General features: G+C 62.4%; 12 protein-coding genes. All 12 read left to right on the top strand.

Annotated features, from left to right (window positions below):
• Positions 1-102: 102 nt before the first annotated feature.
• The 12 genes from lepA to metF all read left to right on the top strand — a co-directional run bounded on the left by lepA (position 103) and on the right by metF (position 19,924).
• Positions 103-1,968, top strand: a complete 1,866-nt coding sequence (gene lepA / locus ACUIAD_RS06845; protein WP_445343141.1) for a translation elongation factor 4 — start codon at positions 103-105, stop codon at positions 1,966-1,968.
• Between the two features lie 4 nt (positions 1,969-1,972).
• Positions 1,973-3,316: a radical SAM family heme chaperone HemW gene (hemW, locus tag ACUIAD_RS06840; protein WP_445343140.1), complete on the top strand. Its 1,344-nt coding sequence runs from the start codon at positions 1,973-1,975 to the stop codon at positions 3,314-3,316.
• Between the two features lie 123 nt (positions 3,317-3,439).
• Positions 3,440-8,014, top strand: a complete 4,575-nt coding sequence (gene gltB, locus ACUIAD_RS06835; RefSeq protein WP_445343139.1) for a glutamate synthase large subunit — start codon at positions 3,440-3,442, stop codon at positions 8,012-8,014.
• Between the two features lies 1 nt (position 8,015).
• Positions 8,016-9,563, top strand: coding sequence for a glutamate synthase subunit beta (locus tag ACUIAD_RS06830; protein WP_445343138.1), 1,548 nt, complete (start codon positions 8,016-8,018; stop codon positions 9,561-9,563).
• A gap of 45 nt (positions 9,564-9,608) precedes the next feature.
• Positions 9,609-10,061 carry a tripartite tricarboxylate transporter TctB family protein gene (locus ACUIAD_RS06825; RefSeq protein ID WP_110452131.1) on the top strand — a complete coding sequence of 151 codons (453 nt, stop codon included), beginning with the start codon at positions 9,609-9,611 and terminating at the stop codon, positions 10,059-10,061.
• Between the two features lie 2 nt (positions 10,062-10,063).
• Positions 10,064-10,903 (top strand): ABC transporter ATP-binding protein, encoded by an 840-nt coding sequence (locus ACUIAD_RS06820; protein ID WP_110452130.1) that lies wholly within the window; start codon positions 10,064-10,066, stop codon positions 10,901-10,903.
• A gap of 140 nt (positions 10,904-11,043) precedes the next feature.
• A complete protein-coding gene (locus ACUIAD_RS06815; protein ID WP_110452129.1) occupies positions 11,044-12,807 on the top strand; it encodes an ABC transporter ATP-binding protein in 1,764 nt (587 codons plus the stop codon).
• 12 nt (positions 12,808-12,819) lie between these two features.
• Positions 12,820-14,754: an ABC transporter ATP-binding protein gene (locus ACUIAD_RS06810; protein ID WP_445343137.1), complete on the top strand. Its 1,935-nt coding sequence runs from the start codon at positions 12,820-12,822 to the stop codon at positions 14,752-14,754.
• A gap of 6 nt (positions 14,755-14,760) precedes the next feature.
• Complete coding sequence (locus tag ACUIAD_RS06805; RefSeq protein ID WP_110452127.1) at positions 14,761-15,894, top strand: tRNA (adenine-N1)-methyltransferase; 1,134 nt, start codon at positions 14,761-14,763, stop codon at positions 15,892-15,894.
• 80 nt (positions 15,895-15,974) lie between these two features.
• Positions 15,975-16,535 carry a SixA phosphatase family protein gene (locus tag ACUIAD_RS06800; protein ID WP_110452126.1) on the top strand — a complete coding sequence of 187 codons (561 nt, stop codon included), beginning with the start codon at positions 15,975-15,977 and terminating at the stop codon, positions 16,533-16,535.
• A 178-nt stretch (positions 16,536-16,713) separates the two neighbouring features.
• A complete protein-coding gene (metE, locus tag ACUIAD_RS06795) occupies positions 16,714-19,050 on the top strand; it encodes a 5-methyltetrahydropteroyltriglutamate--homocysteine S-methyltransferase (protein ID WP_445343136.1) in 2,337 nt (778 codons plus the stop codon).
• A complete protein-coding gene (gene metF / locus ACUIAD_RS06790) occupies positions 19,043-19,924 on the top strand; it encodes a methylenetetrahydrofolate reductase [NAD(P)H] (protein WP_445343135.1) in 882 nt (293 codons plus the stop codon). Before metE ends, metF begins: the two co-directional genes overlap by 8 nt.
• Positions 19,925-19,981: the final 57 nt, after the last annotated feature.

The raw sequence follows: 19,981 nt of genomic DNA, 5'->3' as shown, positions 1-19,981 counted from the left end.
ACCGGGAGAAGAATCCGCCAGAGGCGGGCGCTTCGGCCCAGGGCATCGTCTAGAATCGTTAGACCAGACGTACGTGAGGAGAGCAGACCGGTGCAGGACGCCATGAACCAACCAGGATTCACCGACCAATCGCTGATCCGCAACTTCTGCATCATCGCCCACATCGATCACGGCAAATCCACGGTGGCCGACCGGATCCTACAGTTGAGCGGGATCGTGCCCAAGCGCGAGATGCACGACCGGTTCCTGGACAGGATGGACATCGAGCAGGAGCGCGGCATCACCATCAAGTCCCAGGCCGTTCGGCTGCCCTGGATCAAGGACGGTGTCGAATACACCCTGGGCATGATTGACACCCCCGGCCATGTGGACTTCACTTACGAAGTCTCCCGGGCCTTGGAAGCCTGCGAGGGGGCGGTTCTGCTGGTGGACGCCACCCAGGGCATCGAAGCGCAGACCCTCTCCAACCTCTACATGGCCCTGGAGGATGACCTGACCATCATCCCCGTCCTCAACAAGATCGACCTGCCTTCGGCTGAGCCGGACAAGCATGCCGAAGAGATCGCCAGCCTGATCGGCTGCTCCGCGGATGATGTGCTGCGAGTGTCAGGCAAGACCGGCCAGGGAGTCCGTGAGCTGGTGGATCGTATCGTGGACCAGATACCGGCTCCCAAGGGAGACCCCAAGGCCTCGGCTCGGGCCCTGATCTTCGATTCGGTCTACGACTCCTACCGGGGAATCGTCACCTACATCAGGATGGTGGACGGCGAGCTCAAGGAGCGCCAGAAGATTCGCATGATGGGCCGGGGGACCGTGCACGACCCTATCGAGCTGGGCGTGATCAGCCCGGACATGACCCCCACCAAGGCCCTTGGTGCCGGTGAGGTCGGCTACGTGATCACGGGCGTCAAGGATGTCAGCCAGTCCAAGGTGGGTGACACGGTCACCACTGAGGCCAATCCGGCCAAGGAGCCCTTGCCTGGCTACCAGGACCCCCAGCCCATGGTCTATTCCGGGCTCTTCCCCATTGACAACGCCCAGTTCCCTGAGCTGCGCGATGCCCTGGACAAGCTCAAGCTCAACGATGCCGCTCTGGTTTACGAGCCGGAGACCTCGGTGGCCCTGGGCTTCGGCTTCCGCTGCGGGTTCCTGGGACTGCTGCACATGGAGATCGTCACCGAGCGCCTGAGCAGGGAGTTCGGCATGGACCTGATCGCCACGGCCCCCAATGTCACCTACCAGGTGACCATGGAGGACGGCGGCGAGCACACGGTGACCAACCCCAGCGAGTTCCCCGATGGCAAGGTTCGTCAGATTCTTGAGCCGGTGGTCAGCGCCGACATCATCACTCCCAAGGAGTTCATCGGACCGGTCATGGAGCTCTGCCAGGACCATCGCGGACAGATGGGGACCATGGAGTACCTGAGCCCCGAGCGCGTCGAGATGCACTACAGGATGCCCCTGGCTGAGATCGTCTTCGACTTCTTCGATCAGCTGAAGAGCCGGACCAAGGGCTACGCCAGCCTGGACTACCAGCCCGACGGGACCCAGTCCGCTGACTTGGTCAAGGTGGACATTCTTATCCAGGGGGAGAAGATCGATGCCTTCTCGGCTATCGTCCACAAGGACAAAGCCTATGCCTACGGGGTGATGATGACCAAGAAGCTGCGCAAGCTGATTCCGCGCCAGCAGTTCGAGATCCCCATCCAGGCGGCCATAGGGTCCCGGATCATCGCCCGGGAGACCATCAGCGCCTTGCGCAAGGACGTGCTGGCCAAGTGCTACGGGGGCGACATCACCCGCAAGCGCAAGCTGCTGGAGAAGCAGAAGGCCGGCAAGAAGCGCATGAAGATGCTGGGTCGCGTCGAAGTGCCACAGGAGGCCTTCATCGCTGCCCTGAGCACGGGCCAGGCCCAGGATCGGGACACCAAGGACAAGATCCGGGCCGCCGCCAGGAAGGAGGGCTGAACGGGTGGGATCCTACCAGGTCTACATCCATGTACCCTTCTGCATGCGCCGCTGCGGCTACTGCGACTTCAACACCTATACGGCCAGCGACCTGGGCGGGGGCGCCAGCCGGGAGCACTACGCCGACCTGGCCATCCAGGAGATGCGTATGGTTCGGGACTGGCAGACCTCCCGAGGGCTGATAGAGCCGCCCGTGTCCACTATCTTCTTCGGCGGAGGCACCCCGACTATTCTGCCCGCCCAGGATCTGGTGCGCATGGTCGAGGCTGTAGCCGATCTCTGGGGGCTTTCCCCCGAGGCCGAGGTCACCACCGAAGCCAACCCCGACACCGTGGATCGGGCCTACCTGGAGCAATTGCTCCAAGGTGGCATCAACCGCGTCTCCTTCGGCATGCAGTCAGCGGTGCCCAGCGTCCTGTCCACCTTGGACCGCACCCATACCCCGGCTAATGTGACTACTAATGTGGCCGCTGCCAAGGACTTGGGTCTCAGAGCCAGCGTGGATCTGATTTACGGTACGCCAGGGGAGAGGCTTGAGGATTGGCGAGCCAGCCTGCAGGCGGCCCTGGACCTTGGGGTGGACCATGTCTCCGCCTATGCCCTGACCCTTGAACCCGCCACCAAGATGGGCCGCGCCGTACGCCAGGGTCAACTGCCCGCCCCCGATGACGATGACGAGGCTGCCAAATACGAGATGGCCGACGACATGCTCTCCCAGGCGGGCCTGTACTGGTATGAGATCTCCAACTGGGCCCGTCCCGGCCAGGAGAGCCGCCACAACCTGGGTTACTGGCACAACGTGGACTGGGCTGGCATAGGGCCCGGCGCCCATTCCCATTATCGGAGTCTGGAGGCCCAGAAGACAGGCATGGCACAGGTGGAAGAAGCCTGGGAGCAAACGCCCATGCCGTCCATTTCGCCTGGGTTCAGGGCCACAGGAAAAGTAGCAGCGAAAGATGTCGATCCTGGGGCGCGCTGGTGGCTTTCGCCCGAACCGGGTCCGGGGGAGCGGCATGCCCGGGCTATTCGTTCCTGGGACATCGCCCACCCTAGGGACTGGGCCGCCGCCATGGATGCCGGACGGGTCCCCTGGCAGGATGCCGAGCTTCTGGGTTGGAGGCAGGACCTGGAGGAGACGGTCATGCTGGCCCTGCGTCTTCCTGAAGGTCTTCAGCTGGATAGGCTGACCAGGCTGGCTGGTCGTCCGGCTGACCAGAAAATTCTTAAAGAGCTGGCCGATCAGGGACTCCTGCTGCCCGTAGATAGCAGAATCCAAGTGACCCGCCGGGGCCGTCTGCTCAACGATCTGGTCATCGATCAGGTCCTGGAGGCTGTCGGAATTCGTTAAATACTGCGGAACGTTACACAGATGTCACCTGTGGATGGATTATTCTGTTGATTCACCAATGACCAGGCTCTTCAAGGGTGGAGCATGTTGGCCCTGCCCGCGTCCACGAATGAGGTGATTGCGGTGTCATTCACAGCCCCTCTCGATCTGCATGTCCATGGCCCCCAAGGGCTTTATGACCCTGACACGGAACACGATGCCTGCGGTTTTGGCATGGTGGCCACCCTCAATCGACGAGATGAAAGACTGATCGTCGAGCAGGGCATCCGCGTCCTGGTCAATTTGGATCATCGCGGGGCTGTGGGAGCAGAGCCGAATACCGGTGACGGAGCCGGCATCATGCTCTCCATGCCTGACGAGTTCATGCGCAACCGTGTCTGCCGGAATCTGCCAGAAGCCGGTCGCTATCTGGCGGGTATGGCCTTCCTTGATAGGGATCCGGCGCAGGCTGCCAGCCAGGAGGAGGCCATCGCCTCGATTGCGGGTCAGGAGGGGCTGCGAGTCCTGGCCTGGCGGTCAGTGCCCACCAACCCGGACGGACTGGGTCTGCAGGCTCTGGCCTCTATGCCTCGGTTCCTCATGCCCATCATGTGCGACGCCGGGCCGGATGGCCGCGGAGGGCTGAAGCTGGAGCGGCTGGGCTACCGGGTCCGCAAGCGGGCCGAGCACGAATTGGGCGTCTACTTTGCATCCCTGTCCTGCCGTACGATCACCTACAAGGGCATGCTGACCACCAAGCAGCTGCAGGGCTTCTTCCCTGATCTGAGCGATCCGGCCATGAAGGCCCGCCTGGCCATCGTCCATTCACGATTCTCGACTAACACCTTCCCCTCCTGGCCCCTGGCCCAGCCCTTCAGGATGATCGCCCACAACGGGGAGATCAACACCATTGAGGGCAACCGCAACTGGATGTCAGCTCGCGAGGGAAAGCTGAGCTCGGAGCTTCTCGGCGACATGGCCCCGCTGTTGCCGGTCAACACCCCTGGTGCTTCCGACTCGGGCACTTTCGACGAGACGCTGGAGCTGCTCCATCTGGCCGGACGGTCCTTGCCCCATGCCGTCTCCATGATGATGCCTCCGGCCTGGCAGCAGGATCCGGACATGGACCCGGACCTCAAGGCCTTCTACCAGTACAACGACACCCTGATCGAGCCTTGGGACGGTCCGGCGGCCATCGTCTTCACGGACGGAACCCTGGTGGGCGCACAGCTGGACCGCAATGGCCTGCGTCCAGGCCGCTGGCAGCTGACCGATGACGGCCACCTGGTCCTGGCCTCGGAGGCCGGCGTTCTAGAGGATACGCCCCAGGAGTCCATCGTCGCCAAGGGCAGACTGGAGCCAGGACGGATGTTCCTGGCGGACACCGAAGAGGGACGGATAGTGCCTGACAGCGAGATCAAGCACCAGCTGGCCAGTCTGCACCCCTATAGGAAGTGGGTTTCCGAACGTACCGTCCGCCTGGACGACCTGCCCGAGCGCGAGCATGTCAACTACTCGCGCATCTCGGTTCACCGCAGACAGCAGGCCTTCGGCTACACACGGGAGGATCTGACCATGCTGCTGGGGCCCATGGCTGAAACCGGCAGTGAACCGATCGGGTCCATGGGCAATGATGCGCCCATCGCTGTGCTCTCACGCCGGTCCCGCATGCTCTTCGACTACTTCACCCAGAAATTCGCCCAGGTCACCAATCCGCCCTTGGACTGGGAGCGCGAAGAACTGGTGACCAGCATCGCCTCGGCCATCGGCCCTGAACCCAACCTTCTGGAGGACATTCCGGAGCATGCTTGGAAGATTCACATCGACCTGCCTGTGGTGGACTCCGTCCAGATGGCTCAGATCAAGCGTCTGGACCGGGCTCCGATCCTGGAAGGCCGCTTCCGCCCCCGTCTGATTCGTGGCCTCTACCAGGTGGCCGGCGGGGGCAAGGCCCTTGAGGAGCGTCTGGAAGCCATCGAAGGAGAGGTGGATCAGGCCATCGAAGAGGGCTGCAACGTGCTTGTTCTGTCCGACCGGGACTCCAACCACATCTGGGGACCCATACCCTCCCTGCTACTGACCGGGGCCGTCCAGCATCACCTGCTGCGTCGGCACACACGCACTCAGGTTTCCCTGGCGGTGGAAGCTGGTGACGTGCGTGAGGTCCATCATGTGGCCCTGCTGATTGCCTACGGCGCAGCCTGCGTTAACCCCTACCTGGCTCTTGAGTCTGTGGAGAATCTGGCTAACCACGGGGACCTGCACGTCGATGCCCAGAAAGCCTCCGACAATCTGGTCCGGGCCCTGAGCACCGGGGTCCTGAAGATCATGAGCAAGATGGGCGTCAGCACGATTATGTCCTACCGTGGCTCACAGCTCTTCGAGGCCGTAGGGTTGAGCCAAGAGGTCATCGACCGCTGGTTCACCGGCACCACCTCCCTGGTGGGCGGCATAGGACTGGATGAGATCGCCGCCGAGGTGGCCCAGCGCCATCGAGTTGCTTACCCCATTGAATGGACCGCAGGCTCGGGGCATGATCTGGAGACAGGAGGCAACTATCACTGGCGGCGCACCGGTGAGGATCACCTTAATGACCCCGAGTCCATCTTTCTGCTCCAACAGTCCACCAAGCGTGGCGACTACGGACTTTTCAGGGCCTATACGGACCATGTGAACGCAGCGGCCAAGAACGGCATGACCCTGCGAGGCCTTATGGAGCTGCACTCCGACAGGACGCCTATTCCGCTGGATCAGGTTGAGGCCGCCAAGTCCATCGTCACTCGCTTCTCCACCGGAGCCATGAGTTACGGGTCCATCTCCCAGGAGGCCCATGAGACCATGGCCTTGGCTATGAATCGGCTCGGAGCCAGGTCCAACTCGGGAGAGGGGGGCGAGTCCCCGGATAGGATTGCAGATCCTGCCAGGACCAGCCGTATCAAGCAGGTGGCCTCGGCCCGATTCGGGGTGACCAGTGATTACTTGGTCTCGGCCACCGACCTACAGATCAAGCTGGCTCAAGGAGCCAAGCCTGGCGAGGGTGGGCACCTTCCCGGCGCCAAGGTCCCGCCCTGGATCGCCCAGGTCAGACGGTCTACACCCGGAGTCGAGCTCATATCGCCTCCGCCCCACCATGACATCTATTCCATCGAGGATCTGAAGCAGCTCATCCATGACCTGAAGATGGCCAACCCGCGGGCTCGCATCCACGTCAAGCTGGTTTCCGAGCACGGGGTGGGAACCGTGGCCGCAGGCGTGGCCAAATGCCATGCCGACGTGGTCCTCATCTCCGGCCAGGACGGTGGAACGGGAGCAGCCCCGCTCAATGCAATCAAGCACGCAGGAACCCCGTGGGAACTGGGCCTGGCTGAAACCCAGCAGACCTTGGTCATGAACGACCTGCGCTCGCGAATCGTCGTCCAGTGCGACGGGGAGCTCAAGACCGGCCGCGACGTGGTCATAGCCGCCCTCTTGGGGGCTGAGGAGTTCGGCTTCGCCACTACGGCACTTCAGGTTGAGGGCTGCGTCATGATGCGGGCCTGCCACAAGAACACTTGCCCTCAGGGCATAGCCACCCAGGATCCGGAGTTGCGCTCGCGCTTTACCGGTCGGCCCGAGGATCTGGTCAACTTCTTCATGTTCATGGCCCGCCAGGTGCGGGAGATCCTGGCATCCTTGGGCTTCGCCAGCCTGGAGGAAGCGGTCGGCCACGTGGAGTGCCTGCGCAGGGACCCCTCCGTGCACACCTGGAAGAGCCAGGGCATTGACCTGGATGCCATCCTGCGCAAGCCGGGACCCACTCCCGGCACCGTACTGCACCATACCCAAGACCAGGACCACGAACTAGACAAGTCCCTGGATGCGGACCTGATCAATCAGGCTGTTGATGCCTTGGATGAGGGCCGACCGGTAGCCATCAAGACGACCGTGCGCAACGTCAACCGGAGCGTGGGCACCATGCTGGGCTACAGGATCACTCGCAAATACGGCGCAGCCGGCCTGCCGCCGAACACCGTGGACATCACGCTGACAGGTTCTGCCGGACAGTCCCTGGGCGCCTTCATCCCCAAAGGCGAGACCATTCAGGTGGTCGGCGAAGCCAACGACTATGCAGGCAAGGGATTATCCGGCGGTCGTCTGGTTCTCCATGCTGCCCAAGGCGTGCGCTTCGACCCGCATAAGACTGTCATCTGCGGCAATGTGGCAGGATTCGGTGCCACCTCGGGCGATATGTTCGTGGCTGGACGGGCCGGGGAGCGTTTTGCCGTACGCAACGGGGGCGGCCGCTTCGTGGTAGAGGGCCTGGGCGACCACGGCTGCGAGTATATGACCGGCGGCCTGGTGGTTGTTCTGGGTCCCACTGGGCGCAACTTCGGTGCAGGCTTCTCGGGAGGGGACGTCTACCTGCTGGATATGGATACCTCCCGACTCAATCCTGAAGCCTGGAATGACGGCTCTCTGCTGGCCCTGGAGCCCAATCAGGACGAGGCGGCCATGCTTAAGGAACTGGTAGCCGAGCATGTCCGACTGACCGGCTCAACCGCGGCAGCTGCCCTGCTTGAGGACTGGCCAAGCGCACTTGCCCGGTTCACTCATCTGGTCCCTCGTCGTTATCGGGCCATGAAGAAGGCCATGGAAGAGGCCGAACGCGAGCAGGTCGACTTCAACGAGCCCGGCGTCTGGGACACCACCTACGCCCAGGTCATGGAAGGAGCGCACTGACATGGTCGATCCCAAGGGATTCCTCAAGGTACGCACCAGGCACGAACTCGCCGAGCGTCCGGTCGCTGAACGTCTCAAGGACTGGCGCGACGTACACCAGTCCTCTGGCCCTGGGCCCTGGACCGCCGAGCAGGCTGCCCGCTGCATGGACTGCGGCACCCCTTTCTGCATGACCGGCTGTCCTCTAGGCAACCTGATCCCCGAGTTCAACGATCTGCTGTCCCGGGGACGCTGGGAGGAGGCCTACGAACGGCTGAGCCTGACCAACAACTTTCCGGAGTTCACCGGAAGGATCTGCCCGGCTCCATGCGAGTCCTCCTGCGTGCTCTCCATCCATCAGCCGGCCACTACCATCAAGCTGGACGAGCAGACCATCATCGACCAGGCCTGGTCCCTGGGCCTGGTCAAGCCTCGACCGCCACAACGGCTGACCGACATGACCGTGGCTGTGGTCGGATCCGGTCCTGCAGGGCTGGCCTGCGCCCAGCAGCTGACCCGGGCTGGGCACACGGTGGTGGTCTACGAGCGCGCCGATGCCATAGGTGGGCTCCTGCGTTATGGCATTCCCGCCTTCAAGCTGGAGAAGTCCCTGTTGGACCGCCGGCTGGAACAGATGGAAGCCGAGGGGACCCGATTCCGCACGGGTGTCGAGGTGGGCAGAGACCTTGGATGGGACCAGCTGCGGTCCCGTTATGACGCCCTGGTGGTGGCCATCGGCTCCACCGAACCCCGGCGCGTGGATCTGCCCGGACGGGATTTGCAGGGGATCCACTACGCCATGGACTTCCTGCCCGATCCCACCCGTAAGCTCATGGGCCGTGAGCCCATCAACAACATCAATGCTGCTGGCAAGGACGTCATCATCATCGGCGGCGGCGACACTGGGTCAGACTGCCTGGGCACGGCACTTCGCGAGGGCGCCAAATCGGTTACCATCCTGCAGATCCGGCCCCGGGAACCCTCTTCCAGGCCTGATAACCGGCCCTGGCCAACCTACGCCCGGCTCTATAATCCCACCTCCTCAATGGAGGAGGGCGGCCATTACGAGTATGGGGTGGACAGCCTGGAGTATCTGGGTGACGAAGTCGATGACCGAATCAGCCTGAACCAGACCAGCGCCCCTACCGGCTTCGACCGGGACCATGAAGGACAGGTGCGCGGCGTTCGCGTGGTGGACGTCAGTCGTGACGATCAAGACCGAATCATTCTCCATCCTGACACCGAGCGGGTCCTGCCTGCCGACCTGGTGCTGATCAGCATTGGCTTCGCGCATCCAGAGACGGCCACCCTGACCGGACAGACCGGCGTAGGGCTGGACGGGCGTGGCAATGTGGCCCGGAATACTGACTACGCGACCGACCGCGACGGCATCTTCGTGTGCGGCGATGCCGGACGTGGTCAGTCCCTGGTAGTCTGGGCTCTGGCCGAGGGTCGCTCCTGCGCTGCGGCAGTTGACCGGTATCTGACAGGCGCCACCGAATTGCCCGCCCCCATCCGAGCCGATGAGCGCGCTATGACCCTGCCAGCGGCCGACCGGCGCCCACGCTAATATGAAAAGGTATGGTGCCGATCGAAGGGATGGAGGCAGTGGGATATGACCAACCGCGCTGAACGTAGGGCGCAGGCCAAGCGGAGCCGCCGTGGCGGCAGCGACGACCGGAGGATGACCGCCAAGGGCAGGGCCGGAGTGATGGACGAACGGGCCTTGCAGGAGCGCTCCCGTCGGCTGGAGGCCGGCCAGGGCGCTGAATGGAAGCCCACTGGGCACGCCGATAACCTGGTGCAGAAGGGCTCGGTGGACCCCAACGACCGCAATCCCCGTCTGCTCAGAGCTCCTAGCGGCGTGCGTCAATGGCTGCGAATCCTGGTCTGGGCCATGATCATCTGCTCCGGCCTGGCTTTCCTGGTCTGCATGTGGCTGCCCCATGTTCCCATTTGGGCCACCATCGCCATCGCGGCGGTCTTCTGCCTGGGCGTGCTGGGGCTCTTCCTAGTCGGCGGCAACCGGGACAATTCCCGTCTGGACTCATACGGAACGGCTCTGTGAGCATGACCCAAAGCGTGGCAGAAAAGCAGGCTGTGCTCATGCAGCATGTGGGATTCCGCAGGCAGGGCCGGGTCATTCTCGACGATGTGAACCTTGAGGTGGGCTCCGGGCAGAAGTGGGTGCTTTTCGGGCCCAACGGCGTGGGCAAATCCACCCTTGTAGCCATGATGAGCACACGAGGCTTTCCCAGCACTGGCAGTGTAGAGATCCTGGGCAATCGGCTGGGCAAGGTGAACGTTTTCTCATACCGGCATCGAATAGGGCTGGCATCGGCCGGCCTGGCCAAGACCATCAGCCCCCAGGAGGATCCCTACGACGTAGTGCTCACTGCCTTCAGCGACACCACAGGACGCTGGAGGGAGACCTTCACACCTGATCAGGAGGAGGCCACCCTGGCTCTGATGGACCGGTTCGGCATCGCCTACCTCAAGGGCAAGCGCATGTACCGACTCTCCGAGGGGGAGCGCGGCAGGGTGCTGATATGCCGGGCCCTGATGGCCGATCCCGACCTGCTTATCCTGGACGAACCGACCACCGGTCTGGACCTGGGCGGCCGGGAGCTGGTGCTCAGAGCCTTAAGCGACATCGGCAGGGAGGACAGGGACCGCACGGTCATCCTGGTTACCCACCGGCTTGAGGAGATCCCCCTCGGCTTCGATCGGATAGCCATGATGGGTCGACGTCCTGTCGACACTGCAGATACAGGCGATCCGGATCCTGGCACTATCGTCTACCAGGGTCCGCTGGAGGGAGGACTGACCGGTCCACGCTTGAGCGCGCTCTTCGGTCTGGACCTGACTGTGGTTCACCGCGACGGACGCTGGGGTGCCTTCGCCGTCTGAACGCCACTGGCCATCGTCGTTCTGACACGCCCGTATCAGCTCAAGGAATAGCAAATTCGTTTACCAAGGCGCGGGTATAGACTGTGGTGGTTTGTCTGTCCGGAGACCGCGGCAGACCCGTATGCGTGAAGGATGTTGACGTGATCAAGATATGGACCCGCTATTTGCGGCCGTACTGGGTTCAGGTGGCCGTTCTGGTGCTCTTTCAGGTGGCGCAGACGGCCTTGAACCTTTACCTGCCCAACCTGCAGGCGGACATCATCGACAAGGGCGTGGCTGTAGGCGACCAGGATGCCATCTACAGGATCGGCTGGCAGATGATGGGGATCACCGCCGTCCAGATCGTGGCCAACGTGGTCGCTGTATACTGCGCCACGCGGCTGGCCATGAGGATGGGTTACGAGCTGCGCCGGGATCTGTTCGCCTCAGTCGAAGGTTTCAGCCTTAATGAGATTGAGCGCTTTTCGGCGGGTTCCCTAATCACCCGGACCACCAACGACGTCCAGCAGATGCAGATGACCACCATGCAGACCCTGATGATCATTCTGCAGGCTCCGGTCATGCTGATCGGCGGACTGATACTCGCTTTGCGCCAGGATGGCCCCCTGACCTGGTCTCTAGCGGTGATCGTCCCACTGATCCTCCTGGTGGCATTGGTGCTTATGGGCAGGATGGGACCCCTGTTCACACGACTGCAGAACATGCTGGATTCCGTCAACCGCCTGGTCCGTGAGCAGATCTCCGGGGTGCGTGTCATCCGTGCCTTCGTCCGCGAGAAGACCGAAGCGTCTCGCTTCGACAAGGCCAACCGCGACGTATACGGCGTCCTGATCTCCACCGGTCGGTTGATGAGCATGATGGTGCCGCTCATGTGGTTCCTGCTGAACATGTCCAACGTGGCCATCATGTGGTTCGGCGGCCGCCGCATCGACTCCGGAGCCATGCAGATAGGCGCCCTGCAGGCCTTCATTCAGTACCTGATGATCATCCTGTCGGGCCTGATGATGGCTGCAATGATGTCGGTGATGCTGCCTAGGGCCGCTGTGGCCGCTCGAAGGATCAACGAGGTCCTGGAGGCCACTAGCGAGATCGCCGCTCCCGCGCATCCCTACCGCAATGAACACCCTCAGGGCCTGCTGGAGTTCAAGCATGTGGACTTCAGCTATCCGGGCGCCCAGGATCCGGTCCTTTCGGATATCTCTTTCACAGCACGTCCGGGGACGACTACGGCCATCATCGGGGCAACGGGATCAGGCAAGTCCACCATCATCCGACTGGCCAACCGCATGTTCGACGTCACCGACGGCCAGGTTCTCGTGGACGGCCATGACGTGCGCGAGTACGACCCCGACCAGCTGGCCCTGATCTTCGGGCCAGTCCCGCAGAAAGCCACACTCTTCACCGGCACCATCCGCGACAATATGCATTATGGTGATCCCGACGCCGGCGATGACCGCATCTGGGAAGCCCTGCGCATCGCCCAGGCCGAGGACTTCGTGCGAGAGATTCCCGAGGGCCTGGACGCTCGTGTGGCCGAGGGCGGCACCAACTTCTCCGGCGGGCAGAAGCAGCGGCTCTGCATGGCCAGGGCCATCCTGCGCAACCCCCGCATCTACACCTTTGACGACTCCTTCTCCGCGCTGGATATGACCACCGACCGCGCACTGCATGAGGCCCTGGTGCCAGTCACCCGCCAAGCCACACAAATCGTCGTGGCCCAGAGGGCGGCATCCATCCGTCAGGCCGACCAGATTCTTGTTTTGGACCGAGGCCGCATCGTCGGCCGGGGCACCCACGACCAGCTCATGGAGGACTGCGCTACTTATCAGGAGATCGTCCAGTCCCAGGGCGGGCAGGGTCCCGACGTGGAAGAGCTCAGCATTGACGAGGGGAGGGCCGAGTAGATGGCTAAGAACTTGAGCACAAATACAGGCTCGCAGGCCGTGGGCGGCCGTCGCCACACCGTGGGCCGGCTGGTCCATTATCTGCTGGCCAGTCCCTGGAGGGTCATCGTCATGGTCCTATCCGGCATGACCGCCGTGGCCATGATCGTCATCGGCCCCAAGGTCATGGGCGAGGCCACCAACGTCCTCTTCGAGGGGCTGCTAGGGTCCATGCTGGTCAAGATGGGCGCCAAGCCAGGCACTCCCAAGCAGGCTGTGGTCGTCTATCTGCAATCCCGCGGGCAGGACAAGTTCGCCCGGATGATCGACTCCATGAACGTCCAGGTGGGTGTCGGCATCGACTGGGGGCGCTTCGGCACCATCCTCATGTTCGTCATCGGCATCTACCTGATCTCTATCCTGGTCAGGCTGGTGCAGAACTTCCTGATGACCCGGCTGGTCTCCGACGCTGTCTACACCATGCGCAGGCAGATCGAGGACAAGCTGGACCGGCTGCCCCTGCAGTACTTCGACCGGACCCCGCGCGGCGAGGTCATGAGCCGGACCACCAACGACATCGACAACATCTCAGGCACCCTGCAACAGATCCTGGGCGAGCTGCTCTTCTCGGTCTTCTCCATCATCGGCGCCTTCATCATGATGCTGACCATCTCGCCTCTGCTGACCCTGATCGCTTTCATCATCATCCCGGTCATGGCCCTGTGCGCGGGCATTATCCTCAAGAAGACCCAGCCTCAGTTCACCCGTCAGTGGATCCGCACCGGCCAGGTCAACAGCCATGTGGAGGAGATGTTCTCCGGCCATATGGTGGTCCGGGCCTTCGGACACCAACGCAAGGCCGAGGAAGAGTTCGAAGAGCGCAACCAGGAGCTCTACCAGGCCAGCTTCAAGGCCTCATTCTTCTCGGCCCTGGTCACGCCCATGTCAACCTTCTTCGGCAACCTGAGCTTCGTGATCGTGGTCATCATCGGCGGCATCCACGTGCTCAACGGCAGCATGAGCCTGGGCGGCCTGCAGGCCTTCACCCAGTACACTCGTCAGGCCTCACAGCCAATCGGGCAGCTGGCTTCCATGGGCACCATGCTCCAGTCCTCCCTGGCCTCCTGCCGCAGGGTCTTCGACTTCCTGGACGAGGCCGAGGAGGTGCCGGACATCGAACATCCCGACCATCTGGGTCAGGAGACCGAAGGCAAGGTCGAGGGACATGTCCGCTTCGACCACGTCCGCTTCTCCTACGATCCGGCCGAGCCGTTGATCAAGGACCTGTCCATCGAGGCCAAGCCCGGGCAGACCATCGCCATTGTCGGTCCCACCGGGGCAGGCAAGACCACCCTGGTCAACCTGCTCATGCGTTTCTACGAGATCCAGGGCGGACGCATCACCATCGACGGCGTGGACACCTCCAAGGTGACCCGCCACGATCTGCGCAGCCACTTCGGCATGGTCCTGCAGGACACCTGGCTCTTTGACGGGACCGTCCGCGACAACCTGCTCTACGGTCTGGACGAGGGGCAGACGATCCCTGACCAGACCATGATCGAGGGCGCCAAGGCTACCCACGTGGACGAGTTCATCCGCAAGCTGCCCCAGGGCTACGACACCGTGCTCAATGAGGACAGCAGCGAGCTCAGCCAGGGCGAACGCCAGCTGATGACCATCTGCCGGGCCTTCCTGTCCGACCCGGACATCCTGATCCTGGACGAGGCGACATCCTCGGTGGACACCAGGACCGAGCTGCTGGTTCAGCAGGCCATGAACACCCTGCGCAAGGGCAGGACCTCCTTCGTCATCGCGCACCGGCTGTCCACCATCCGCGATGCCGACCTGATCCTGGTGGTCAACCACGGCTCGGTGGTCGAGCAGGGCACCCACGACCAGCTGCTGGACCGCGGCGGCGCCTATGCCTCCCTCTACAACTCCCAGTTCACCAAGGGCGAGGAGGGCTGAGCAGGCATGAGCTTTCGACGCGGTCCGCTGAGCGTAGGGGAGCGGGTCCAGCTGACTGATCGGCGTGGCCGCAAGCTGACGGTCATGCTGGAACCAGGAGGCCTGACCCAGACTGACCACGGCCTTCTGCCGCATGAAGCCATGATCGGAGTGCCTGAGGGATCAGTAGTGGTGACCATCTCGGCTGACAAGTGGCGTCAAATACGTACCAAGCAGGATGCTGGCACAGACACAGAGGCGCATGATAGGTCCAAGCCTTGGAAATCCTCACGACGGGTAGGAGGGTGGGCCTTCACTGTCATGCGCCCGCGGCTTGAGGACTACATTCTCTCAATGCCTCGCGGCGCCCAGATCATGTACCCCAAGGATGTGTCTAGGGTCATTCTTCTGGGCGACATCCGTCCTGGCATGAGGGTCTTGGAGTCGGGAGCAGGCTCAGGGGCCATGAGTCTGGGCCTGCTGGATGCCATTGGTACGGAAGGAAAACTGACCAGTATCGAGCGGCGGGAGGAGTTCGCCCGGGTGGCCATGGGCAATGCCACGGTTTTCTTTGGTCAGCGCCCTGCCCGGTGGGACCTGCGTACTGGCGATTTCGACACTGTTGCAGCCGATCTGCCCGAGGACGAGTTCGACCGTATCGTTCTGGACATGCTGGACCCCTGGAACCGTTTGGAGCAGGTTTATCGTGTCATGGCCCCTGGCGGCCTGCTGACCGCCTACATCACCACTACCACTCAGCTCAGCCGACTAGCCGAGGCTCTGCGCGCCGACGGCCGATGGACCGAGCCTGAGATCATGGAGAGTCTGGAGCGCTCCTGGAAGGCCGATGGTCTGGCGGTCCGACCTGAACATGAGATGATTGGGCACACCGGCTTCCTTTTGACCAGCAGGGCCATGGCTCCCGGCCAGCAGGCTCTCCGCAAGCATATCCGGGCCACCAAGGACTACCAGACTGACGTGGATCAAAACCGGCAGCCTTCCCAGATCAGCGGCAACAATCGCGAGCGCAAGATGGAGGACCTGGAAGAACTTGAGGATCTGGAGCTGCGCCGGGTCTCCGATCGCAAGCTGCGCAAGGTGTTGCGTGATCTGGACCATCAGGTGCGCACTCTGGAAGGCGGCAAGGAGCCAGAAATCTGATCGCCTATGACCCGTACCTTCAGCCAGCTCTGTCATAATGGAAAAGAAGCCTGATGGGAACTTCGGGAAAGGAAGCATGCATGGGTCTGCGAAAAGGTCTAAAGGCAGAGGATCTGCACAGGTGCAGCCGAACCCTCATGCTTATGCGTCACGCCAAGACCGAACGCCAGGGGGCACAGGGCGATCGCAGCCGTCAGCTGACCGACCGGGGCCAGCAGCAGGCCCGGACCATGGGCCGTGGATTGGCTGCTTTGGGTCTCGTGCCCGACCGCATCATCTGCTCGGGTGCACCACGAGCCCGTCAGACCCTGGACGGCATGCTCATGCCTTTGGGGGATGGACCGCGGGTTGATTACCGGGAATCCCTCTATGAATCCGGCATGCAGGCGGTCTTCGACCAGTTGGCGCAGACCGAGGATCGTGACCGCCGAGTCCTGATCCTGGGTCATGAGCCCACCATGTCTATCTGCTCACAGTGGCTGGCCGAGAACAGCTCTGATCCGGACCTTTTGGACCTACTCAATCTTGGACTGCCTCCGGCCACCATGGTTCTGCTGGGCTCTGAGCGGCCTTTGACCGATTGGGGAATACACCAGGCCCGTTTGCTTGGCATTCTGGGCCCCCAGGATCTTCAGGGCTGACGAGCAGGATAAGCTGGAAAGAGCCTTCTACTGGCGGTCTTAGTGACCAGCAGTCCCGTGCTTGTGGCTCTGTCGCTATCGATTCAAGTTATGGCGACACCTTATTTGCACCAATTACCCGCCTCCCCCCGCCGCTGATAGGCTGACCGGAGACATCAGGACGAAACTGGGAGGTTTCATGGCAGCGATTACATCCGTGTCCGGGTTCCCGCGCATCGGTGCGCATCGTGAACTCAAGAGGGCCATTGAGGGCTACTGGAAGGGCGAACGGAATCTTGAAGAGGTCCAGCGCACAGCCGCCGATCTGCGGACCAAGCACTGGAGGCTTCAGCAGGAGGCCGGCGTCGACCTGATTCCCGTCAATGATTTCAGCTACTACGACCAGGTATTGGATACATCCATCCTCCTGGGCGTCGTGCCTGAGCGCTATCGGAAGCTGGGCCTGGGCTCCGAAGACACCCTCTTCGCCATGGGCCGTGGCTACCAGGGGGAGCAAGGTGACGTGACCGCCCTGCCTATGAAGAAGTGGTTCACCACTAATTACCACTACCTGGTGCCCGAGATCGATCAGAACACCAAAATCGCCCTTGAAGGCGACAAGCCCTTCAAGGAGTTCCAGGAGGCGCGTGAGCAGGGTATCGCTGCCAAGCCGGTGCTGATCGGCCCCTACACATTTCTGAAGCTGGCCCGTGGCCCCCAGGGCGAGCAGCTGGATCCTGACCCGACACTGGTCCAGGACCTGGCCAAGGCTTTTGCGGCCATTTTGGAGCGATTCATCAGCCTAGGCGCCGACTGGGTGCAGCTGGACGAGCCCTACCTGGTCCTGGACAAGGAACAGGGCGACCTGGAACTCTTCGAGACCCTCTATGCACCTATCCTCAAGGCCCGTGAGAGCGATCGGGGCAAGGTCCGTGTCCTGATCAACACCTACTTCGGCCATGTGGGGGACTGTTATGACCGGCTGGCTGATCTGGGCTTCGACGGCATCGGCCTGGATCTGGTCGAGGGCAGGGATGAGAATCTGGCGGCCCTCAAGGAACACGGCGTACCAGAGGGAACCACTATCTTCGCAGGCCTGATCAACGGCCGCAACATCTGGCGTAATGACTATGCAGTCAGCCTGGGCCTCCTGGATGCCCTGCACCAGGTGACCTCGAACGTGGTGGTGTCCACCGCATGCTCCCTGCTGCATGTACCCTATACAGTGGCCGACGAGGACGGGCTGGATGCCGACACCGTACGCCCCCACTTCGCCTTCGCTCTGGAGAAGCTGGGCGAGCTGCACGACTTGGCACAGCTGGCCGATGCCGACGAGGACCAGCGCCGCTCCAGCGAGGCTCTTGCTAACAACCAGAAGCTCTTCGATGGCAGCCGCGTCCAGCCCGACCGCCAGGTGCAGCAGCGCCTGGCCGGCCTTAAGGACGAGGACTTCGTGCGTACCCCGGCCCGGCCCGAGCGCCAGAGGATCCAGGCCCAGGAGCTGGGCCTGCCCCTGCTGCCCACGACCACCATCGGGTCCTTCCCCCAGACCGCCGAGGTTCGCGTCGAGCGGGCTCGCCTGCGCAAGAAGGAAATCAGCCAGGAGGACTACGACGACTTCATCGCCCGCAAGATCGACCAGGTCATCGACCACCAGGAAGAGATCGGCCTGGATGTGCTGGTCCATGGTGAGTTCGAGCGCAACGACATGGTCGAGTATTTTGGACAGAATCTCAAGGGCTACCTATTCACCCGGAACGCCTGGGTCCAGTCCTACGGCACCCGTTGCGTCAAGCCTCCCATCGTCTGGGGGGACATCTCCCGTGCCCGGCCCATCACCGTGCGCTGGTCTTCCTATGCGCAAGCCCGCACGAACCATGTGGTCAAGGGAATGCTGACCGGGCCAGTGACTATTCTGAACTGGTCCTGGCCCCGCGAGGACATCGATCATAAGCAGCAGACCCGCCAGCTGGCCCTGGCCATCCGTGACGAGGTCCAGGATCTGGAGGCCGCAGGCATCCGCATCATTCAGATCGATGAGGCTGCCCTGCGCGAGAAGCTGCCGCTGCGACGCTCGGATTGGCACAGCCGATACCTGGACTGGGCCATTCCTGCCTTCCGGTTGGTTCATTCAGGAGTCAAACCAACTACTCAAATTCACACCCACATGTGCTACTCGGAGTTCAACGACATCATCAAGGACATTGATGCCATGGACGCCGATGTGATCTCCTTCGAAGCCTCCCGCTCCGATCTGACCGTCCTGGATGCCATTCAGGAGGCCAAGTTCGAGACCGAGGCAGGACCTGGGGTCTACGACATCCACTCGCCTCGCATCCCTTCCACCGAGGAGATCGTGGACCGGATCCACGCCATCCTGAAGAAGCTGGATGCAGCCAAGGTCTGGATCAACCCCGACTGCGGACTCAAGACCCGAGGGGATAAGGAGACCTGGCCAAGCTTGGAGCACATGGTGGCCGCCGCCCGGCAGGTGCGTGCGGAACTGTCGTCCAGTCAGGAGTCGGATCATGCATGAGCCTATCTTTTCCCTGGAGGTCTTTCCTCCCAAGCGTGATGCCCCGGTCGGTACTATCTACGACACGTTGGACGGACTGGAAGGGCTGATGCCCGACTTCATCTCGGTGACCTACGGGACCGGCCGACGCTCAGATCGCACGGCCACGGCCCGCATAGCCAAGACCATTCATGTCGAGTACGGCATCCCTGCCGTGGCGCACTTGACCGCCCAGTACGCGGATCACGAGGTGATCGACCAGGCCCTGGACATGTTCGACGAGGCAGGGGTGGCAGCGGTGCTGGCCCTGCGCGGTGACAGCGTGGAGGGGCGTGAGCCCGCCGGGGTCTTCGACCATGCCAGCGACTTGGCCGCTTACATTCGGTCGCGTAGGCCCAATCTGTCGATTTACGGAGCCTGTTATCCGGAGACCCATCCGGAGGCTACTTCTCCCCAGGAGGATATTAAGCATCTGAAAATTAAGGTGGATGCCGGTGTGGACCATCTGGTTTCACAGCTCTTCTACGACAACGCCGATTTCCTTGACTTCCTGGATCGGGCCCGTGCAGCTGGCATTCAAGTGCCCATCGAGGCCGGGATAATGCCCATCACCAACGAAGGTCAGGTAAGGCACATGAGCGAGGTCTGCAAGGCGCGAATTCCAGCAGCGGTTGAGTCCATCCTGGAGCGCTGGGGCGACGACCGGGCCAGCCTGCGCGAAGCGGGCATCATCTACGCCTCACAGCAGATCGCCGACTTGGTGGCCCATGGGGTGGACGGCATCCACCTCTACTCCATGAACCACTCTGGCGTCACCAGACGCATCTGGCACAACGTCCGTCACCTCTTCCGGCAGGTAGGCACCAGCTCAGAGCCCTCCAGCAGCAAGGGCTGACGGCATCAAAGCGGAATATTCTGCCCCGCATTGATGATCGAGCGAGAGGCGTTCTTA

Source organism: Bifidobacterium sp. ESL0819, from assembly GCF_052606245.1.
Note: the sequence above shows the minus strand (reverse complement) of the source record. Positions and strands in the feature narration are given on the sequence as shown.